Raw genomic sequence first — 18,904 nt, 5'->3', positions numbered from 1 at the left:
CACATGGACAACCTCATTTCCTTGCTCACCGCAGCTCCTGGTTGGATACCTTTGTCTAATCATCGCTTATCGTTAGCTGCGGCCAAAGATCCTCCCATTGTTTCTTCCCTACCCGTTCCAAATAATAGCTTCGCTTATGGAAGTTAGGGCTTCTGCGAACCCGAAGCGCAAATAAATCCTCCAATCCATAAGGACAGCAGAGCTCAAGCTCTCCCTCGGCGTTCAGCCTTGCCCCGACCGCGGTAGCCGTCTCCGGCCAATAGGTTAACGCTGCATGGGTCGAGTTATAAGGCTCATCTCCATTCTTCACATGCATTCTGGCCTGATTCTTAACCGACCATTTCTGGTTCCCCGTCGAGATCCTTAAATGTTGCTCCAAGTCTGCATCCCGCTCTTCAGAAACATCCTCCGGATCGAAGTATACGACATCGATATCCGTATGCCGGTCCGTCCCTTCTAACCCATGAAGCAGGTCCCACACATAATTTCGAATGTAGCCTGCAGCAATATAGCATTGCGGCAGCCCCAAGTCGCGAACGCTGCCCAAATCGGTCATCAATTGCTTATGCTGGCTTATGTACTCCTTTAACCGTTCCTCTAACATACCATCCACCGCCAATGACATGATATTCTTCTTCGCCCTCTTACAATTCAACCTCCACCGGTTCTTCTATTGGCTAGCCGCAACTTGAATAAGAGCATAATCCTAAAATCCTGTATCCGTGTAAAAAAGCATAGACCGCTTCACGAGGAAAACGGTCTATGCACGCTCATAGGTAAATCTATTATATTCCAAATAATCCCTGATCGGCAAGACAGGCAGGGATTATAGGGCGCAGCGGGTGATGCCCGAGCTGCGTATTGGGCCAAGCTGTGCATGCCGGGCTGGAAAGCAGGCTGCCCAGCCCAGCCACTGTAAGAGAGCTAGGCGTATTTATCATCGGGAAGCAGGCTAAACCGCCGCGTCCACTCTCCGTCGCATGTTCGAAATGCGATGGGGGAAGATAACAAAAGCGAGAAGGCAACTAAACGCCCTCTCGCTTATTGCAACGGATTACTGAATCATAAAAGCCAAAATCTCTTCCTTGGACGGTATGGAGGATGCAGCGCCCGGACGGGTCACCGTCAGTGCAGCCGCTGCAGTTGCAAACTGAAGCGCCTCTTCCGTTTCCAGTCCCTCCGTGCAAGCCGCCGCATACGCACCGATAAAGGTATCTCCTGCCGCCGTGGTATCCACAGGTTTGACGCGGAAAGCCGGAACAGTGAAACGCTCGCCCCGTGCATTCCCATAGAAGCAGCCTAACTCGCCAAGGGTGATGATCACGTTGGAGGTGCCTCTGTCGATGATCGATGCTGCAGCAGCATTAGCTGAAGCTGCGTCCTCCACCTTTAGGCCGCTTACCACTTCTGCTTCCGTTTCGTTCACAATCAATGTATCTATCAGCGGTAACACATCTTGAGGGATCTTTCGCGCAGGCGCCGGATTCAGCCAGACGCGAACGCCTGCATTGCTGGCCGATTGGATAACATATTGCGTCGTCTGCCACGGAATTTCATTCTGCAGCAGCACAGCATATACTCCATCCCACTTCACCTCGGCGGCAACATCCTCTTCGGTCAGCCGTCCATTGGCTCCTTCCGAGAGCACGATATAATTCTCGCCTTCATCGTTGACCGTGATGATCGCAATACCTGAGGTGCCTGGCTTGGAGAGGACCGATGTAACGCCAACCCCGCGCTCTTCCAAGGAAGTAACCAGCGTATTCCCAAATGGATCAAGACCAACCGCACCGACCATGGTACAATCCGCACCGGCCGAGGCCGCAGCCACAGCCTGATTCGCCCCTTTACCTCCAGGAAAAAAAGATGTGCCCCTGCTATGAATCGTTTCCCCCGGCCGGGGAAACTGCTCTACTTTACTCACAACATCCATATTAATGCTTCCAATGACAACCAGCTTACGCAAAGATAACCCGCTCCCTTCTCTTAAACCGGCTTCGGCTCCGTTGCACGGACGTGAACATCCTTGATCTCATTCTCGCCGTCCTCGAGGCAGCCAAAGCCGAACATGCCATGACCAAAGGCGGTATCCTTGCATTCCAGCACATTCTCTCCATTAATATACAAGATGAACCGATCCTTCTCGGACACCAGCTTCAGGCGGTATTCTTGACCCAATGCCCAATCGTATCTTGCCGTAATCAGACGCGTGATCCCGAAGTCCTGTTTCATAAACGATACGGAGTTCGGGCCGTCGAAGCCGGCCAGATAATGACGCATGACGCCCTGTGCCCTCGTAATCAGACAATGGCTGTTGCCGGATATCGGTTTGATGGTAGCCTCCATCTCCATATCTCCGGCGTAGTAATTGCCGGAATAGGACGAGGTATCCCCTTGCGAAGTACAATGCAGCACGCCGTCACGCAGCTCCCATATTCCCCGATGATGCGAGAATGGAGTGATAGAAGCGAACTCTTTAGCCTGCTTGGCAAAATCGATTGTATAGTCCGCAGCTCCCGTGATGCGGAATTGCCCGACGAACAAACTTCCGATGGCGCGGTTCAAGAGCGGCGACGGGCTCTCGAGTATCCAGCCGATCTCATCAATCATGGCGCCTTCGGTATCCGGAATGACGAATTCAACCGCATTCCACTCTCCGCCCGCAGGAGTATACGTTGCCAATCGAATGTCCTCCTGCGTATAGGTATTGCGCACATACGGAGTCAAGGTTACCGGTTCGCCTTCCCACTGATCCACATAAATTTGGGCGGATACGGTCTGTCCGCTGTAGGCCAGGGGGGCAAAGGTCGGCTTATATTTCTCATCATTAAACTCCGCCCGGCGATAGAACGGTTTATAGTAGATTTTGCTGCTATCGCCTTCTACCAGTCGGTCAAAGACGACTTCTAAGGAGCCTCTGCCGTCATAGGCATTCTTGGTTGAATGGCGCAGGACAGGCGTCTTGAACGAATGACTCGTCCGAAAGCCGTGCGTGGATCCCGGCAGGTCGAAATCGAAGTAGACCTCCCCTTGCTTCACCCGCCGCACCAACGCTTCAGGTGCCTTCTCTCCGTTGAGGCGATAACCCAGTAGGGCAAGCTCTTTTGCGAATGTCGGAAAATCCACCAGGTTCAAGTACCCCGACACGCTGGAGGCTACGATAAAGTCATTAATCGGTTTGCGATAGTGTTCTGGAATCCCCGCCAAACCGCCGTATACGCCGAGGATCGTCCCTACGTTTCCTGCATTGCAATCGGTATCCCAGCCGCACATTGATGCAATCTCTACCGTACGTGCAAAATCTCCCTCACCGTACAACAGAGCTACCACGCAGACCCCCGCATTCGGGATAATGTGGCATACGCCCGTATATTTATCGTATCCCCAGTGATCCTCCAAGTATTGACGACACGCCCGGAAATCCGATGGATGCTCCCGGTGGAAGTCCATCACCGCATGGACCACGCGTGCATAGGTGGAGTCATCCGGAATCATGCGAAGTCCTTCCGCGATAATCTCATCCATGGTTGAAGCATCAAAGGCTTTGGCTATGCAAGCAGCCATGAAGCGGGCACCATACAGCCCATTGCCGTCGTGGGAGACGCTGGCTGCTTTTTCGGCGTAATCCGCTGCTTTTTCCGCTTGCCCAGGGAACAGCAGGCCCCAGGAATCAATGAAGATCTGGCCGCCGATCTGCTCCGCCATCTCCGTGCCGTTGACCTCGATCGAACCCGAACGAGGGGCCGGGATGCCTTTGCGCAGATTCATATAGGCGCGGTGTTCGGTACTGATATCCTCGCCGCCCCACCAGAACATGCCGATCCCTTCCCTTGCGTAATTGAGCCATGCTTTGCCCACATCCTCCGGCTCTAACTCTCGGTCCGTCGCATCGTCATACAGCGCACGAATAAAGAAAACCGGACCATTTGCGTCATCGTCCGCGGCAAAGGTTTTGTACGGCTTCACGTAATCCCGGATATCGCCGTATACGTCCCGAATGCGTTCATACGTCCAAGCAACCGGTTCAATGGGGGCACCGAGTCTTATGCCAATGTTCATACCGATGAATCCCGCATATACCGTCTCTACATAATGTTTAGGTATCATTTGCTCTCCCTCCTAGCTTTGAAACCATGTCCGTGCACATGAAAAGCTAACGATTCATCATTCGCTTTCGGTTCTCGTTGATCCGCAAATCCTCCTCAATGATCTTCGCGGCAATGCCGCTGAACCGGTCGGCGATGGCACACAGGTCCAAGCGGTTCACCTTATTCAATTGCTCGATATCTTCCTCGCGGATGACCTCGGCGCCATACATGGCGCCCAGGATTACCCCGGCCATGACGCCGATCGAGTCCGTATCACGTCCGGAGTTAACCCCGTCCAGAATCGAACGATAGTAATCGCCTTCATTGAGAACGATAAACGCCAGTGCCATGGGCAGCTCTTCAATCGACCATAAGCGGCTTGGGGTGTAATGGTTGCTTGGGATGCCAACCTTGTCGATATGACGGCTCACGTCATCGCCCATCGGCGAATATTTAAGCATGATCGCCTGAAACACCTCGATCACTTTGTCCATGTCTTCCCGCTCCTGCCGCAGATCATAGGCAGCTTGCGTCATCTCTTGAATGGCAGCTTTCGTGCCGTCTTTTGCCAAGCTGATGGCGGTGCGGACAATATCGTCCACACTCACCTCCGGCTCAAACGCCTTTGCCACGCAAGCGGCCAGTACGCCCGCAGCTTCCAGGCCGTAGCTGCTCTGATGACCCATCGCAAACAGGATGGCTTCATCATAAGCCGCCTTGGGATTGCCGGCATTGACGATCCCGATTGGGGCGATGTACATCGCCGCCCCGCAGTTCACCATATTCCCGATGCCGCCTTCTCTCGGGTCGCAATTGGCGAGCACAAGACGCATAAAGATATATTTTTCCGGATAGAACAATCGATCGATGATCAACGTCTCCTCATTCAGCTCAGGGACAAACGTCTTGCGGAACGCAATCTCCTTCACGAATTCATTGCCCATATCATAGGCATCCAAATGCCTGCCCTCGGTAAGATACACATTCATGAGCGCAATGGTCATCAGCGTATCGTCCGTGACAATCCCATCGCCCCTTACCCGTCCAAGCCGGACGTCGGCCGGCAGATCCATCTTATGCCATCTTGTCATCAGGGATTCCACGCGTCCGTATTTGGACTTGATTTCCTCGTACGTTAATTTCTCGATTGGAGCTCCCATTGCGTCTCCGAGCGCGGTGGATATCACCACGCCCCTCACCCGGTCACGAAACGAAGTCATAGTCATAGGCTCCTTACTTGATGTTTTCGTTGGCGTATTTCGTAATTTCTGCACCGCCCGCAGCATTCCAGGCTTCAACGAATTGGTCGAATTGGGACAAGTCCTTCTTGCCCGTAATAAAGTCCGTCGAGTATTCCTTGTACAGGTTGTTCATTGCGTCCCAGTTGGCAATGAACTGCTCGGGAATGATAAAGTTGTTGTCTTCCGTGTAGAATTCGGTAGCCATTTTCAACGATTCGGAGCCCGGCTCACCCAGGAGAGGCGTTTTCAAAGGCATTTCGGATTTGATCTCGGTCGGCTCCCAGAAACGCGCATACCATTCGGTGTAGTACTTCTCGTTCAACTCAATCTCGCCGTCAACCACCTTGTAATGCTCATCTTTAAAACCGAGGCGGTCCAGCATTTGCCCCTTCGGGCTTGCAAGGTAATCGAAGACCTTGAACGCCACGTCTTTATGCGGCGACTGCGAAGAGATCGCAAGTCCTCTGGATTCCTTCGTCACATCGGTAGCCCCAAAGCCTTGAGCTTCGCCCTTGGCCGGCGGCAGCACTATCAGATTGGCGTCGTCTCCGCCCAGTTCCTGCATTCTTCCGTCATACAAATCGATGATTTTGCCGGCTGTGCCCGTAATAACGGCAGCTTCTCCTTTATAGAAGGCATCCTCCTTGGTATCCCACTGCTTTGTAATAAATTGCGGGTCAAGAAGCCCTTCCTTGTAGAGCTTATTGTAGAACGTCAGCTTTTCTTTTTCCTTCTGAGAAACCTTGGAGTACTCATAAGTTCCGTCTTCCTTCTTGAGCCAAGTCGTATCCAAACCGAAAGCCGTATTAAAAATGAAGTTGATCTCGGCAATATCGCCTGCTGCCGTCAGCGCGTAACTCGGCTTGCCTTCACCCGGCTTCTTCTCCACCAGTTCCTTGAAGAAGGCGTAATAATTGTCGACGGTCGGGTTCTCCATCAAGGCCTTGGAGCTCTCCATGGCATTAAACCAATCGGCCCGAATGACCGGCGTCTTCGGTGCTAGCGGCTTGATCCACAGCAGATACGGATAACTCGCCATCCGGGTCTTGTTGTGCGGCTCGATGATATTTTTAATGTAGGTTGAATTTTCAATGTAAGGTGTCAGATCTTCCAGCAGACCTTGATCGGCAATTTGCTGGTCACCGCCCTGGAAATAGATGATATCTGGAATGGTTCCGCCTAACAGCAAGAGATTCAGGTTCTCGGCATAACTCCCTTGAGCCAGATCCACAAGCTCGAATTTCACGTTCAAGCCTTCGTCTTCGGCCAGGGATTTCTCCAAGGTCTCGAAGAATTTAACCGAAACAGGGTTCGCCGTTCCTTCATCCTTGTACACAATTTTCAGCGTAACGGGATCACCGCTTCCGTCAGGCTGCGCGGTCCCGGTTTCGGTCTGACCCGCCTCCGGTGTCTTCGAATTCGACGTACATGCTGACATAACCATAACCAGCATGGCAACGATGAATAACAGGCTTAATTTTTTCATGTTCATCTTTCTCCCCTTTTTTGAATTTGAACATTTATGCCTTATAAGTAAGCTGCCTTCGCCCTCCCGCTTAATCCTTCACTCCGCCCTCCAGTTCGCCTTTCGCGTAATATTTCAGAATGAACGGATATAGGAACAGCAGCGGTACAATCGCAATCATGATCGTACCTGCCTGCAGGGAAGCGAAATCAAAGTTGATCGAGCTGTCGAACATGTTTTGGTTGCCGATTAAGGACGTATTGTCCTTGCGGACAACAAACTGTCTGAGCACGACCTGCAGCGGCCATTTGGTCGGGTCCGAAATGTAGAGCGTGGCTCTGAAATATTCATTCCAGTGATACACCCCGTAGAACAAACCCATTGTCGCCAGCCCCGGTTTGGACAGCGGCAGTATGATTCGGCTGTATAAGCGAAAATGACCTGCGCCGTCGATTCGGGATGCCTCCAGAATCTCCTCCGGAATGTCCTGAATGAACCGCATGAGAATAAAGAGATAGTACACGTTGATCGCTTTGTACAGGATCAGTGAAGTTAGCGTATTCATCAGTCCGAGATCCTTCACGAGCAGGTATTCGGGAATCATGCCCGGCTCGAACACCATAATGACGATCAGAAAGAATAACACGACCTTTTTACCGATAAATTCGGTTCTGGCCAGCACGTATGCTGCCATCGAGGTCAGCAGCAGATTTAGGAATGTGCCCGCCACGGTAATCCATACGGAATTCAGAATACTGCCCGTAATCAAGGGATTGGACAATAACAGTTGGTAATTGATCGTTGAGAATCCCTTCGGAAAAATGTCCAGTCCGCCCATCAAGTGGGCTTTGCCGGGATCGGTTAAGGACAGCGCCAGCAGATTCAGGAGAGGAACCAATACCATGAGCGTAAACACAAACAACATGAGATAAATGACGATTTTCGAAATTTCCAGCCGTCTCATCGTAAAACCCTCCTTTACCAGACGCCCTTACCCGAGAAGCGCTTCGATATGAAGTGCGTGCCCAGGATGAGGATGATACCGATCACGCCCTTGAACAGACTCGCTGCGGTTGCATAAGCAAACTGTCCGTTCCCGATACCGATTCGGTACACATACGTGTCCAGAATATCCACCACACTGATGATGGAATCGTTCATAAAGTTAAACACCTGATCAAAACCAGCATTCATGAAGAAGCCCAGATTTAGAATGAAGACGGTTACAACTGTGCTGTATAAATGAGGAAGCGTAATGTACCTCATCTGCTGCAGCCGGGTCGCCCCGTCGATCTTGGCTGCTTCATACAATCCTGGGCTGATCTTCATGATGGCTGCCAGATATATGATGGAATCCCAGCCGGCGCTTCGCCATATTTCGGAGAATACGAGCACCCAACGGATATGCTCCTTGCTGGTCATGTAATCCACGGATGGCAGTTGAAAGAAATTCGCAATCAGATTGACTCCGCCTTCGGCAGGATTCAAGAGACTGATCCAGATCCCGGCAATAACAACCCAGGACAGGAAATGCGGCAGATAGACTACGGATTGCACATATTTGCGGTATTTCGAGCTACGAACTTCATTAATAAGCAGTGACAGCATAATCGGAATCGGGAATACGAATACGATTTTCATCAAACTGATGATGATGGTATTCTGCAGCACGCTTGTGAAGGCGGGCGAGCTGAACAGCGTCTTGAAGTGCTTCCACCCGACCCATACATGATCCCCCAGAATCCGGTAATCCTGAAAGGCGAGTTTCATGCCGTACAGCGGAATGATATGAAAAATAAAAAAGTAGAGCAGAGGCAGCGACAGCATCGCGTATAGTACCCAATCCTGCCTTAAGCGTCTTAACACCTTCATGGCTTACCCCTCCTCCAGATGTTCGATGGATAGCTTCATGAGGGGAGCATGCTGCTGGGCTCCGTACACGTCGCGGTCGCCGACACTGCCTGACGATATGTCCCGAGACATCGTGATTTTGAAGCCCAGCGCCTGGTCGAAGAATACCAGGTGATGAATCTGCTCCTCCCTGATCTGATACAGCTCGCATATCGTCCGTTTCGTAATGATACCGGACTGTTTCACTCTGTCATATTGCTCCTTGGAATCAAACAACACGTCTAACGTAATTTCGAAGGGGCCCGAGTTTTTACTTCGCAGCACCTTCGCCAAATCGCCGAGTTGAGTCACGGTTTGATCCTCCTTATCGATGCTCTATCCGAAAAGCATTATTTTTCATTTCCATCAGGTGGTAGACGGAGAATTCATAGACAGGACCGAACTCGATATCGCTTGGCGCGAATGGAAAAGCCAGATTGCCTGCCGTTGATTTACGGCCTTCGTAGCCATAATGCAGGAAGGTGGAACGCACCGTTGCGCAGATGCTGTTCGCCAATTCCTGCGTCTTGGCCACCACTTCGAACATGACGCCGACCTCGTGTCCAGCGAACGACTCGGGCTCCTTGCTTCCGAGAACGCCGTTCTTGCCATAGTTGTAGAATTGAATCCGATAATCCGATTCCGGAATTTCCCGGTAATATTCCCGTGCCTGGCTGCGAACATATTCCTCAACCTCTTCCAGCTTCCCGATCAGGATCGGATCCCGGATCCCCGCCACCACGAAGGTCCGATAAGCGACGCGTCTAGCGCCTTCCAGCTTGATGAAATATTTCTCCGCCGGAAGGAACCGGCTGCCGGTTACGCGAACGACACCTTCCTCCTCTTCCTCGAAGCGGCAGTTCTCCAAATCAAGCGTAAATCCGGGACCATGCAGAATATAAGGATGTTCCTTCTCATAAAAGGTATGTGCCGCAACGCTGGTCGGGCTGCACGTCCGGTTCGGGTTGAGTGACTGAACGGTAAACGAATCGTCGCTGATCGTGCCAAGAATGCTGTCTTTGGTTGTTCCCGGTTCCGCGCACAATGCGCCGCATTCCAATATTTTGCCCAGATGATAGGATAGCCCCGGGTCCTTGCCGTGATAGATCCCGATCGCCGCGAACGGGGAAGGATCATACGCCCGGCCGCAGACGATAATGTCCACGCCTTGTTGAAGCGCTTCCACAATAGGCTCGTGTCCCATCTGGGCAACGATGCTGTTGGTGGAGTCAATCAACTCACTGGTGAGTGGCGGAATATTTGGGCTTAGTGCCTTAATCCGCCCTTCTTCCTTCGCCTGATGGATTTCCTCCTGCGTAAAGTCGGCCCATATGACAGATACCTTGGCCTGAAGGCCCCGTTCATCCAAAATTTCATCAATGATCTCTAGCGTCCAATTCACATGGGTCCGTGCGCCCGAGCCGCCAGCCGAGCCAATGATGATCGGAATTTTTCGGGGCAAACCGTTCGTGAGCATAATGTCCAGGTCTTTCTTAACCGCCCGCTTGCTGACGATCGATACGCCGGCGCCCAGCTTATGGGGTCCCCCATCCGTTGAGCCTGCATCAACAACGATGCCGTGCGGATCGAACTCCAGGCCGTTCATAAAGGATTGTTCAGGAAAGCCATATCCCAGCATGCCGCAGGGTGATAGTATTCGAATGTCTGTATTCATCAGCAGTCCCTCTTTACCAAAATATTCACCCATGACCATTGGATAATTGGATTATCCAATTTGTGCTAAAAGGGGGACGTTTCTCCCCTCTTATACATGAATGTAGTTTTTCTGTATGTTTTCTTTAACCCGGCTGAGATGGTTCAGCAAAGCCAGCTTTGCTTTTACCGGATCGCGTTCCTTAATGGCTTGCAAAATAAGTAAATGCTCTTCGTAGACCTCGCTCTTGCGACCCGGAATCTGGGCGGTTTTGCTCAGCGTCCGCTGAAGCAAATCCATGTGCAATTCAATCATATTGACGAGAACCACGTTATGCGTGGCTTTGGCGATCGACAGGTGAAACGCCTGATCCGGCTTCGAACGATCCTCCGCATTTTGATCGATCTGTCCCCATGCTTCAAATGCAGCCACAATCTCGGCAATATCCTCATCGGTTGCCCGCTTCGCCGCCAGCTCCACGATTCCCGTCTCGAACAATTCCCGCGCCTCCAGCAATTCTATAATGGTAGCGCGTTCAATATTGTCCAGAATGCGGCTTCGATCCTCGGCTACATCCAGTGCTTTGCTCAGGAAACGTCCGCCGCCCGGTCTGGCTTCAATCAGCCCCTCGCGTTCCAGAATGCGAAAGGCTTCTCGCAATGTTCCGCGGCTAATGCCAAACGATTGGGCCAGCTCCCGTTCTGTCGGAAGAACGTCTCCCGGAGCCAGATTCCCTTCCAGAATCAGATTCTTGATCTGTTCGATAACATCCTCGTACACCCGATGATATTTAATCTTCTTAATGGTCATATGACTACCCTCTCTATCCCTACTTGCGCAAACGATAATTGGGTGATCCAATTAACCGCATGTTTAGCATAAACGCATCTGAAAAGGCTGTCAAGCATAAAAATAGCGCTTTCATTGCTGTTTTATAGGTATATAATGCCTTATTTACGTTGTGTACCGGATAATTGGGTGACCCAATTATCTTCATTTGTCCCTATTTGTCCCTATTTGTCCATACCGTCGAGTATGGATTACTTCAAATATGAGATAAGGTTTTGGATCCAACATCGATTATAAATCCCAAGACAAAATAACCCTGGCTTTGGACAGGAATCCATGACAGGGTTTATGCTCTCTAGAAAATCCAATGTTAGGATTGCGGTCTTCGTTTTGCCAACATCCATCTAATACTTCCATATAAGCTGCCTAATACAATAAAGCCTCCCATTACAGCCACGGTAAACCATTCGCTATTGCGCTCGATCATTCCAAAAGCTACCTGAGCCTGGAGGGATTCCGCCTGTTCATATTGCAGAGCCAAATCTATATTCCGGACATGTCTCTGTGTTAGCACCATCCCTTGCAGCATCATAAATACAAAATAGCCTACATATATCGCTGCAGCAAACAGCACGGATTCCATCACTACACGTTTACGTGTCATTATGATTCTTCCTCTCTCCTTCTGACTTTCTAACCACAACCACTGTCCTTATATCCACTTCACAATCTCGCTGATCACACAAGCGGCCGGAATGATCACGAGCTGTGCCAGCATGGTTCCAAAAAACCTTGAAACCATCAGCATCGTATATACTTTGCCAAGCTGGTCCCTCGCTTCCTCGTTCCGAGTTGCCTTGTCGGTAATCAAGCCAAGCTGGGGATCGATAAATATCGTTAAAATAATCGTCGCGATTCCGTTGATTAACCCGGACGCTTGAGATGCTGTAGTGCTGTACTGAGGGATGAGATGAGCTGCGTACAGGGACGACAGAACACCGACTGTGTAAAAAGCCGTGACCACAATATTCAGCATAATAAACCGTTTAGGTACCCCTAAGTAACGAAACTGACTCCATTTCAAATTGGGCTTTCTTATGTAATGCCTTGTGTTCTTGAGCTGTCCAATGGTCACGCTTGATACCAGCTTCGGAATCGATCCGGCGACCTCCAGCTTGCTGATGACTCTGCTGAACAGATTGACGAAGGTAGGAAACAACGCGATTGCAACAATCGTTCCGATCGAGGCGGCCAACAAAATCGCCCTGAAATAGGAGAGCACGTCAAACGAAGGATCCACTTTCGCATAATCAACAAATTTGGCCGTCAGCGGGGCTTGAACTAAGTTGGACGTTCGGGAAACCAGCACAATGATCCCCGTCAACGATAATGCAACAGCAATCTTGTTTAGCTTCACCCCCGCATATCTTGCGGAGTATGACAAGGTTTCCGCCGTATGAATAATCATGGTCAGTACAAACACAACGATCAAGCTCTGTATCATAGAGGTTTCCTCCCCACCTGATGTTGGTCAAAACGTCGAACCCTATACTGTCGCCCTTGACCAATGGGGTCTGCAAGCTCCAGCCCACTCTTTATATCTATCCGATTTGCTATCGGATTAGTACGTGCCCTCCCTGCTCTTCCAGCATCACTTTCCATTAGCCATGCCGAATGATAGATCCATAATTAACGCTGACTCGGCTGTGCGTCTCGGACGACAGACGAATCGCATCCAGAACAGCTTGTACCCTGTGGCCATCCACGAAATACGGCATATTCAACGTTGATGGGTTTGCATTTATACTGTGGTATATCCCATCTATCATCTGATAAAAACCGTTATAGTAGTGCGCCGCTGGTGCCTCCAGATCCGTAGGCGGTTGGAACGTCTCAATATCGACAGACTCAAACGCCCCGCCAAAACTGCATTCGAGAGAACGGTCATCTCGCATGATCAGCGTTCCCTTGGTCCCGTAAATCTCCAACGTCCAACCCATGCCACGAATTCCCGGAAAAAATACATCCGCAAGGAGAGAGGCTCCGCCCTTAAAACGCCCCGAAAAAGTAAAGGCATCTTCCGCGTCCCTAAGCTCAAGCCCTTCATCTCCGTTATAGGCCGAGATCTGAATTCTCAGGTCGCCGTACACTTCCGTAATCTCTTCGTCCATCCACCATAAGAGTGAATCTACCATATGCGAACCGATCGCAAACAGGAATCCACCTCCATCCTCACGGCGTGCTTCCCATCCCCGGTAAGAATTAGCCATTAGGGAATACCCGGGGAAGCTTCCTGTATATTTGATATGCTGAATGTCTCCCAGCTCTTTACCCTGCAGCATGTGCTTTATTCGCTGCCGAATCGGCGTCCATCTCCATTGAAAATTAACGAAACCTTGTCGATCCACCCGTTCCGACTCACTCAGCATTTGTAACGTTTGCTCCGTATTCATGCCCAGAGGCTTCTCCGTCAGGACATGGTGGCCGGATTGCAAGGCGAGCATCGTCATTTCATAATGATGGACCGGTGCCGATACGATCGATATCAGATCCAACTGCTCATTCTCCAGCATCTCACGCCAATTCCTGTAATACGGAATTCCATTCCACGTGCGGCCCTCCGAGCGTTGTCGATGGACACTGGCAATGGATTTCACCTCCATCCCCGGGTGCATCCGAAAAATGGGAGCATGAACGCAACCGCCAAATCCGGTCCCTATGATTCCTACTGACAATGTCTTCATCCTATGGAACCTCCTAACATCAAGCTGCCCGCTTGATGTTATTTTAACATTATTTCCCTCCCTCGTATCCTGCGATTTTGACCAAGCGAACCTTTCCAAGATCAATGTACTCCCGCATCCCCGAGGTTTAAGTTTAAACGGTTGTTGCTTAGATAATAATGGGAAAGATAGAGGCTTATGCTTATACGACGCTAATGCTGGCTTAACAGGGGGATTAACATGTGGAACATGGTGCTTTCCTACCTTCCGGATTGGAAGGTTTTTATGCAGGGTTTCATCGCATTTATGATTCCGTATATGATCTCAAGGCTTTTTAAATGGATTCATAACTCAAAGGAAGACTGAGGAAATGGCAGGTATTCACAATGAAACAACATGAGAGCGAAAAAAACAAAACATTGAATTCTGCTCAACCCTCATTAGAGCATTTTACGGGGAAATTCGCCTTGGATCTTGAACTGGTGAGAAAAGAAATCGGTCATAACTCGGATGTGCACTTTAGGGAGTTTCACATGGGAGGCACAGGCATTTGTGCAGCCATCATTTTCGTAGAAGGACTGTCGGATAAAGAACTCATCGACAAACATATTATGAAATCTCTTATGGTGAGCTTCTCCGAAAAAAATAACCCAGATCCATCTTCTGTGCTAGGGGCCATTTCTAAAGAGTTTATTAAAAATCAAGTTCTTACCATTAGTGAAGTAACAGAAGCACCTCATGTAAACGACTTGGTGTCCAAGGTATTGACAGGTTCGACCGCATTGTTAGTGGATGGTGTGCAGAATGTGCTCATTCTCGGTACAACCAAAGGGAAATCGCGCAGTATTGAAGAGCCGACTTCGGAACCATTGGTTCGAGGTCCACGGGTAGGTTTCACGGAATCGTTAAGTGATAATACCGCCCTTTTACGACAGCATGGTGACAACTACAACTTATCCATCATCAAGTTTCAAGTCGGACAACGTTCGAAAAAAGAACTTGTCATCGCCTATATCAAAGACATGGCAGACCCTGCTTTGGTGGAAGAGGTCCAGGCAAGAATCAAAAAAATAAATATGGATGATGTACCGGAATCAGGCTATGTAGAGCAGCTGATCGAGGATAATTACCTCAGTCCTTTTACACAAGTACAGAATACGGAGCGTCCCGACCGCGTTTACAGTGCCTTGATGGAAGGACGAGTTGCGATTTTGTTGGATGGGACACCCTTCGCTCTGATCGTTCCGGTTTCATTTAGTATGATGCTGCACTCACCAGAGGACTATTACGATCGTTGGTTACCTACTTTTCTCATCCGTCTATTGCGCTATTTCGCGGCCCTTATCTCGCTTTTTGGACCCTCCTTGTATATTTCGTTTGTCTCGTTTCACCAGGGATTGATCCCAACCAAACTGGCCTTGTCTATCATGGGCACGAGGGAAGGCGTACCATTTCCCGCACTAATCGAAGCACTGATTATGGAAGTCGCGATCGAGATTTTGCGGGAGGGTGGGCTGCGATTGCCTAAACCCATTGGTCCGGCCATGGGTATCGTCGGTGGATTGGTCATAGGAGAAGCTGCCGTACAAGCGGGGATTGTCAGCCCAATTATGGTGATCGTGGTGGCGTTAACCGCCATTTCCTCCTTTGCCATCCCTCAATACAGCGCTGGAATTACGTTTCGCATGCTTCGTTTTATAGCCATGTTTTTCGCTGCTGTGTTTGGATTATACGGGGTCGTTCTGTTTTTCCTTTTCCTTTGCAGCCATCTAGTAAGGTTGGAGAGTTTTGGTGTTCCCTTTGTCACTCCGATCGTTCCTTATCGAGTAAGTGATTGGAAAGACTATATGATTCGTATGCCACTTGTGAAGATGAAACGCCGTCGGAAGGCGATACATAGGAAAGACTCCATCCGCAAAGGATAGCTCTCTATGAAAGGAAATAAACAACATGTTGGGTAGTCCAAAAGAACAAATTACGAATTCACAAGCAGTTGTTATCCTCGTTAACTATATTCTTGCAGCCGGGATCCTCACCCTCCCCCGAACATCTGTGGAGAAAGTGAAAACACCGGATGTGTGGATCACCGTTATTTTGGGCGGGATGATCGCCATGATCGTGGGGTTGATCATCGTGAAATTAAACCAGCGATTCCCCGAAAAAACCTTCTATCAATACAGCCAAGAAATTGTAGGAAAATGGGTGGGCGGGTTCCTCAGTTTACTTATTATCGGCTACTTTTTTACCATTTCTGCATACGAAGTCAGAACCATGGCAGAAGTAACCGGCCTTTTTTTGCTGGAAGGCACCCCCACCTGGGCCATTATCCTGCCTTTTATGTGGATAGGTCTCTATCTGATCATAGGCGGAATAAACACGATCGCCCGTTTGTTTGAAATCATATTCCCTATTACAATCGTCATTTTCTTACTGGTTGCCTTTTTGAGCTTAGGCATATTTGAGATGGATAATCTCCGTCCCGTATTAGGATTGGGAATTGGCCCCATGCTAAAAGGAATAAAGACAACCGCTCTTGCATTTTTAGGTTCTGAAATTATGCTGCTCCTTGTAGCGTTTATGAAACAGCCGGACAAAGCCGTAAAAGTTGTTTTAGTTGGAGTATTCATCCCCTTGCTCTTTTACGTCATCACCGTTGTTATGGTCATAGGAGCCCTGTCTATCGATGGAGTGGTCACAAGTACATGGCCTACACTTGAGCTTATGCGAAGTTTTGAAATCCCCGGTTTGATCTTTGAACGTTTTGAATCTTTGCTGCTTGTGATATGGATTATGCAAATATTTACGACCTTTACCATTACCTACTATGCGGCAGCTTTAGGGCTAGCGCAGCTCTTCAAAAAGAAGATTCATCCCTTTACATATGGCTTGATTCCGATTATTTACGTCATTGCGATGGTTCCAAAAAATATCAATGACCTCTTTAAACTGGGGGATATCATCGGCAATGTCGCGTTATTATTATTTGCTGTACTGCCATTCATCTTACTTCTAGTATCGAGTTTGAGAGGTGGAAAAGCATGAAGCACATCACGATACGGTTCCTCTTGAGTGCGCTGTTGATTCTTATACTCCTACCTCTTACAGGTTGCTGGAGCAAAAAAGAAATTGAAGATCTGGGCCTCATTGTAGGCACTTCTTTGGATTTGGAAAAACAAGGGTGGCCTCAAGAAGAGTCAGCGGGACAAGCAGGCGGGCGTCTTAACCGGGATCGAATTACGATAACCAATCAATTTGTCACCTCAGAAACAACAGGAAAAGGAGCAAAAACAGGTTCATCACCGCAAAAAGCTTACAATAACGTTTCTGAAACAGGAGATGCGATCCTGCCAACTTTACGCAATATGGTATTAAGAATCGACAAACGTGCCTTTGCCGAACATTCAAAAGTGATAATCATTGGAGAGGACCTTGCGCGTACCTTGGATATGCAAAAGATTTTGGATTTTTTTATTAGAGAACAAGAGATGAGACCAAGCGGCCTCCTTCTAATTGCTCAAAACCGTGCGAGTAAAACACTAGAATCGAAAAAACCGATGGATATCCCAGCATTCCGACTCGTTGAAATGACACACGGTCACGGAAGAACCACCAAAATTTTACCTCCCACTACACTTACCAAAATAGAGGGGAAGCTGCATTCCGGAGCCAGCTTTCTTTTGCAAAATGTCGTCTCGTCATCCAATGGAGAAACGAAATTTTCAGGAGCTGCCGTCATTGAAGGGAAAACGAAAAAACTACGTGGTTTTTTGAATGAAAAGGAAATAGAGGGCTTAACGTGGATAACCGGAAAGGGGAAAGGCGGTTTGGTTAAAAGCGTTGATAAAAAGACAGGTCAGCCTGTTATATACGAAATATTGTCTATGAAAAGTAAAATTAAACCTCATGTTGATGGAAACAATATCTCGTTTAATATAGAAATCGAGTCTGAAGGAAGAATTGCCGAGCATTGGGTCGTTTCGGAGAAAACCATCGAAACTGAATTTTTGAAAAGAGTGGAAAAAGCGATTGAAGACGAGGTTGAACGTTTGGTAAAGAATGTACTCGATAAAATTCAACATGAATACAAGACAGACGTTTCCGGTTTCGGAAACAAATTAAGAATTAAGTATCCTCATATATGGAAGACAGCCAAAAAAGATTGGGATCAAACATTTAGTGAGGTTCCGATCCAGTATGAGGTAAAAATAACGATCAAAGATTATGGGACGTCCGATGAATGAGTTCGCTGTATATCCTTCTTCATCCCAATGGTAAATCGCTGAAAGCCCAGCTTCTCATAATACGGTTCCAGCCCTTCCTCACACATCAGTTGCGGGAAGACCCGGGACTTCTCGCAATGTTCAACCAATCGATGGAGGATCTGTCGGCCGATCCCTCTGGACCGATAATCCGGATGTACGCCTAATCCGCATATAACGCCGGTAATAACCCCATCGGAGATCAAACGTCCCATGCCTACCAATCTCCGTCCTTCATATGCATAGATGGCATACCAGCTCTGCAAGCACATGGTTTTCAATTCCGTAACGGAGAGATGAATGGAGTTCCAACCTAGCGAAGCATACAAAGCCTCTAGTTGACGAAAGTCCTCAGGCGGCTCTGAGGTATATGTCACAGTCTGTACCATACAATCACCATCCTTTAGGATCTGGTTACCGGATACGCCATAACACTCATCAAGGCATTCTCAGCCTGAGTGGAATCGAGACGGCTGTATTGAACAAATACGGGTGCACTGCTCGTAACTTCCATGGCATAGGGAATACCTGGAGGAATACCTTGCCCGCCGTCCGTTTGAAGCGAGCTGGTTCGTATGTGCTTGGTTCTTCTTGCTGGTACGATGGTTTCCATTCCCAGCAATGGATCACGATCCTCGAAGTAAGCATGAATCGTAACCACAACGTCCTGCTCGGTTAAGTTCAACACACAGACGGATTCATGACTGGTTAGTTCTCCGCTGCTTTCAGGAGGGATATACCCGTCGGGAATAATCCATTGTTTTTCACCTTTTGACATGCGTTTCACTCCTCGCA

General features: G+C 49.0%; 18 protein-coding genes. 3 read left to right on the top strand and 15 right to left on the bottom strand.

What is annotated here, in order from left to right; translation table 11 throughout:
• Window positions 1-55: 55 nt before the first annotated feature.
• From ACETK5_RS06125 to ACETK5_RS06065, 13 genes are all read right to left on the bottom strand, one after another.
• Entirely contained in the window at window positions 56-604 is a 549-nt protein-coding gene (locus ACETK5_RS06125; protein ID WP_394057338.1) for a nucleotidyltransferase family protein, read from the bottom strand.
• Window positions 605-1,054: 450 nt separating this feature from the next.
• The gene (rbsK, locus tag ACETK5_RS06120) at window positions 1,055-1,966 is read right to left on the bottom strand and encodes a ribokinase (RefSeq protein ID WP_394054656.1); all 912 of its coding nucleotides are present in this window, start codon (window positions 1,964-1,966) and stop codon (window positions 1,055-1,057) included.
• 20 nt (window positions 1,967-1,986) lie between these two features.
• Window positions 1,987-4,107: an ADP-ribosylglycohydrolase family protein gene (locus ACETK5_RS06115; protein ID WP_394054654.1), complete on the bottom strand. Its 2,121-nt coding sequence runs from the start codon at window positions 4,105-4,107 to the stop codon at window positions 1,987-1,989.
• Between the two features lie 46 nt (window positions 4,108-4,153).
• Window positions 4,154-5,308, bottom strand: a complete 1,155-nt coding sequence (locus ACETK5_RS06110) for an ADP-ribosylglycohydrolase family protein (protein ID WP_394054652.1) — start codon at window positions 5,306-5,308, stop codon at window positions 4,154-4,156.
• 13 nt (window positions 5,309-5,321) lie between these two features.
• Window positions 5,322-6,815 (bottom strand): extracellular solute-binding protein, encoded by a 1,494-nt coding sequence (locus ACETK5_RS06105; RefSeq protein WP_394054650.1) that lies wholly within the window; start codon window positions 6,813-6,815, stop codon window positions 5,322-5,324.
• Window positions 6,816-6,885: 70 nt separating this feature from the next.
• Window positions 6,886-7,758: a carbohydrate ABC transporter permease gene (locus ACETK5_RS06100; RefSeq protein WP_394054648.1), complete on the bottom strand. Its 873-nt coding sequence runs from the start codon at window positions 7,756-7,758 to the stop codon at window positions 6,886-6,888.
• Window positions 7,759-7,772: 14 nt separating this feature from the next.
• Window positions 7,773-8,666 carry an ABC transporter permease gene (locus tag ACETK5_RS06095; RefSeq protein WP_100538240.1) on the bottom strand — a complete coding sequence of 298 codons (894 nt, stop codon included), beginning with the start codon at window positions 8,664-8,666 and terminating at the stop codon, window positions 7,773-7,775.
• A 3-nt stretch (window positions 8,667-8,669) separates the two neighbouring features.
• Entirely contained in the window at window positions 8,670-8,996 is a 327-nt protein-coding gene (locus tag ACETK5_RS06090; RefSeq protein ID WP_127594255.1) for a DUF4387 domain-containing protein, read from the bottom strand.
• Window positions 8,997-9,009: 13 nt separating this feature from the next.
• Window positions 9,010-10,359, bottom strand: a complete 1,350-nt coding sequence (locus ACETK5_RS06085) for an acyclic terpene utilization AtuA family protein (RefSeq protein ID WP_243390775.1) — start codon at window positions 10,357-10,359, stop codon at window positions 9,010-9,012.
• Window positions 10,360-10,449: 90 nt separating this feature from the next.
• Entirely contained in the window at window positions 10,450-11,148 is a 699-nt protein-coding gene (locus ACETK5_RS06080; protein WP_100538243.1) for a FadR/GntR family transcriptional regulator, read from the bottom strand.
• A gap of 349 nt (window positions 11,149-11,497) precedes the next feature.
• The gene (locus ACETK5_RS06075) at window positions 11,498-11,791 is read right to left on the bottom strand and encodes a hypothetical protein (RefSeq protein WP_394054645.1); all 294 of its coding nucleotides are present in this window, start codon (window positions 11,789-11,791) and stop codon (window positions 11,498-11,500) included.
• 48 nt (window positions 11,792-11,839) lie between these two features.
• A complete protein-coding gene (locus ACETK5_RS06070) occupies window positions 11,840-12,631 on the bottom strand; it encodes a lipid II flippase Amj family protein (protein ID WP_100538244.1) in 792 nt (263 codons plus the stop codon).
• A gap of 157 nt (window positions 12,632-12,788) precedes the next feature.
• Window positions 12,789-13,871: a Gfo/Idh/MocA family protein gene (locus ACETK5_RS06065; RefSeq protein WP_100538245.1), complete on the bottom strand. Its 1,083-nt coding sequence runs from the start codon at window positions 13,869-13,871 to the stop codon at window positions 12,789-12,791.
• 365 nt (window positions 13,872-14,236) lie between these two features.
• Here ACETK5_RS06065 and ACETK5_RS06060 point away from each other — a divergent pair, with 365 nt between their 5' ends.
• From ACETK5_RS06060 to ACETK5_RS06050, 3 genes are read left to right on the top strand one after another with little or no spacing between them, the layout of a single operon-like run.
• Window positions 14,237-15,775 carry a spore germination protein gene (locus ACETK5_RS06060; protein WP_326114020.1) on the top strand — a complete coding sequence of 513 codons (1,539 nt, stop codon included), beginning with the start codon at window positions 14,237-14,239 and terminating at the stop codon, window positions 15,773-15,775.
• A 25-nt stretch (window positions 15,776-15,800) separates the two neighbouring features.
• Window positions 15,801-16,892 carry a spore germination protein gene (locus ACETK5_RS06055; RefSeq protein WP_326114019.1) on the top strand — a complete coding sequence of 364 codons (1,092 nt, stop codon included), beginning with the start codon at window positions 15,801-15,803 and terminating at the stop codon, window positions 16,890-16,892.
• On the top strand, window positions 16,889-18,091 hold the full coding sequence (locus ACETK5_RS06050; RefSeq protein ID WP_394054643.1) for a Ger(x)C family spore germination protein: 1,203 nt from the start codon (window positions 16,889-16,891) through the stop codon (window positions 18,089-18,091). The genes ACETK5_RS06055 and ACETK5_RS06050 overlap by 4 nt, the downstream gene beginning before the upstream one ends.
• Here the strand turns inward: ACETK5_RS06050 and ACETK5_RS06045 are convergent.
• Window positions 18,070-18,498: a GNAT family N-acetyltransferase gene (locus ACETK5_RS06045; RefSeq protein ID WP_100538248.1), complete on the bottom strand. Its 429-nt coding sequence runs from the start codon at window positions 18,496-18,498 to the stop codon at window positions 18,070-18,072. The two genes, ACETK5_RS06050 and ACETK5_RS06045, sit on opposite strands and share 22 nt — an antisense overlap.
• Before the next feature lie 14 nt (window positions 18,499-18,512).
• A complete protein-coding gene (locus ACETK5_RS06040; RefSeq protein WP_207797481.1) occupies window positions 18,513-18,887 on the bottom strand; it encodes a sensory rhodopsin transducer in 375 nt (124 codons plus the stop codon).
• Between the last annotated feature and the right edge of the window lie 17 nt (window positions 18,888-18,904).

The sequence above is a fragment of the Paenibacillus ilasis genome, from assembly GCF_043195395.1.
Classification (GTDB): domain Bacteria; phylum Bacillota; class Bacilli; order Paenibacillales; family Paenibacillaceae; genus Paenibacillus_AQ; species Paenibacillus_AQ lautus.
The sequence above is the reverse complement of the archived record's forward strand: the minus strand, read 5'-3'. Positions and strand labels throughout refer to the sequence as shown.

What these genes read in the sequence shown, in the direction of transcription:
- ACETK5_RS06100 (WP_394054648.1), bottom strand. Translation starts at nt 7,758, where the DNA reads ATGAGACGGCTGGAAATTTCGAAAATCGTCATTTATCTCATGTTGTTT.
- ACETK5_RS06040 (WP_207797481.1), bottom strand. Translation starts at nt 18,887, where the DNA reads ATGTCAAAAGGTGAAAAACAATGGATTATTCCCGACGGGTATATCCCT.
- ACETK5_RS06110 (WP_394054652.1), bottom strand. Translation starts at nt 5,308, where the DNA reads ATGACTTCGTTTCGTGACCGGGTGAGGGGCGTGGTGATATCCACCGCG.
- ACETK5_RS06125 (WP_394057338.1), bottom strand. Translation starts at nt 604, where the DNA reads ATGTTAGAGGAACGGTTAAAGGAGTACATAAGCCAGCATAAGCAATTG.
- ACETK5_RS06065 (WP_100538245.1), bottom strand. Translation starts at nt 13,871, where the DNA reads ATGAAGACATTGTCAGTAGGAATCATAGGGACCGGATTTGGCGGTTGC.
- ACETK5_RS06080 (WP_100538243.1), bottom strand. Translation starts at nt 11,148, where the DNA reads ATGACCATTAAGAAGATTAAATATCATCGGGTGTACGAGGATGTTATC.
- ACETK5_RS06085 (WP_243390775.1), bottom strand. Translation starts at nt 10,359, where the DNA reads ATGAATACAGACATTCGAATACTATCACCCTGCGGCATGCTGGGATAT.
- ACETK5_RS06055 (WP_326114019.1), top strand. Translation starts at nt 15,801, where the DNA reads ATGTTGGGTAGTCCAAAAGAACAAATTACGAATTCACAAGCAGTTGTT.
- ACETK5_RS06075 (WP_394054645.1), bottom strand. Translation starts at nt 11,791, where the DNA reads ATGACACGTAAACGTGTAGTGATGGAATCCGTGCTGTTTGCTGCAGCG.
- ACETK5_RS06115 (WP_394054654.1), bottom strand. Translation starts at nt 4,107, where the DNA reads ATGATACCTAAACATTATGTAGAGACGGTATATGCGGGATTCATCGGT.
- ACETK5_RS06050 (WP_394054643.1), top strand. Translation starts at nt 16,889, where the DNA reads ATGAAGCACATCACGATACGGTTCCTCTTGAGTGCGCTGTTGATTCTT.
- ACETK5_RS06105 (WP_394054650.1), bottom strand. Translation starts at nt 6,815, where the DNA reads ATGAAAAAATTAAGCCTGTTATTCATCGTTGCCATGCTGGTTATGGTT.
- ACETK5_RS06045 (WP_100538248.1), bottom strand. Translation starts at nt 18,498, where the DNA reads ATGGTACAGACTGTGACATATACCTCAGAGCCGCCTGAGGACTTTCGT.
- ACETK5_RS06060 (WP_326114020.1), top strand. Translation starts at nt 14,237, where the DNA reads ATGAAACAACATGAGAGCGAAAAAAACAAAACATTGAATTCTGCTCAA.
- ACETK5_RS06095 (WP_100538240.1), bottom strand. Translation starts at nt 8,666, where the DNA reads ATGAAGGTGTTAAGACGCTTAAGGCAGGATTGGGTACTATACGCGATG.
- ACETK5_RS06070 (WP_100538244.1), bottom strand. Translation starts at nt 12,631, where the DNA reads ATGATACAGAGCTTGATCGTTGTGTTTGTACTGACCATGATTATTCAT.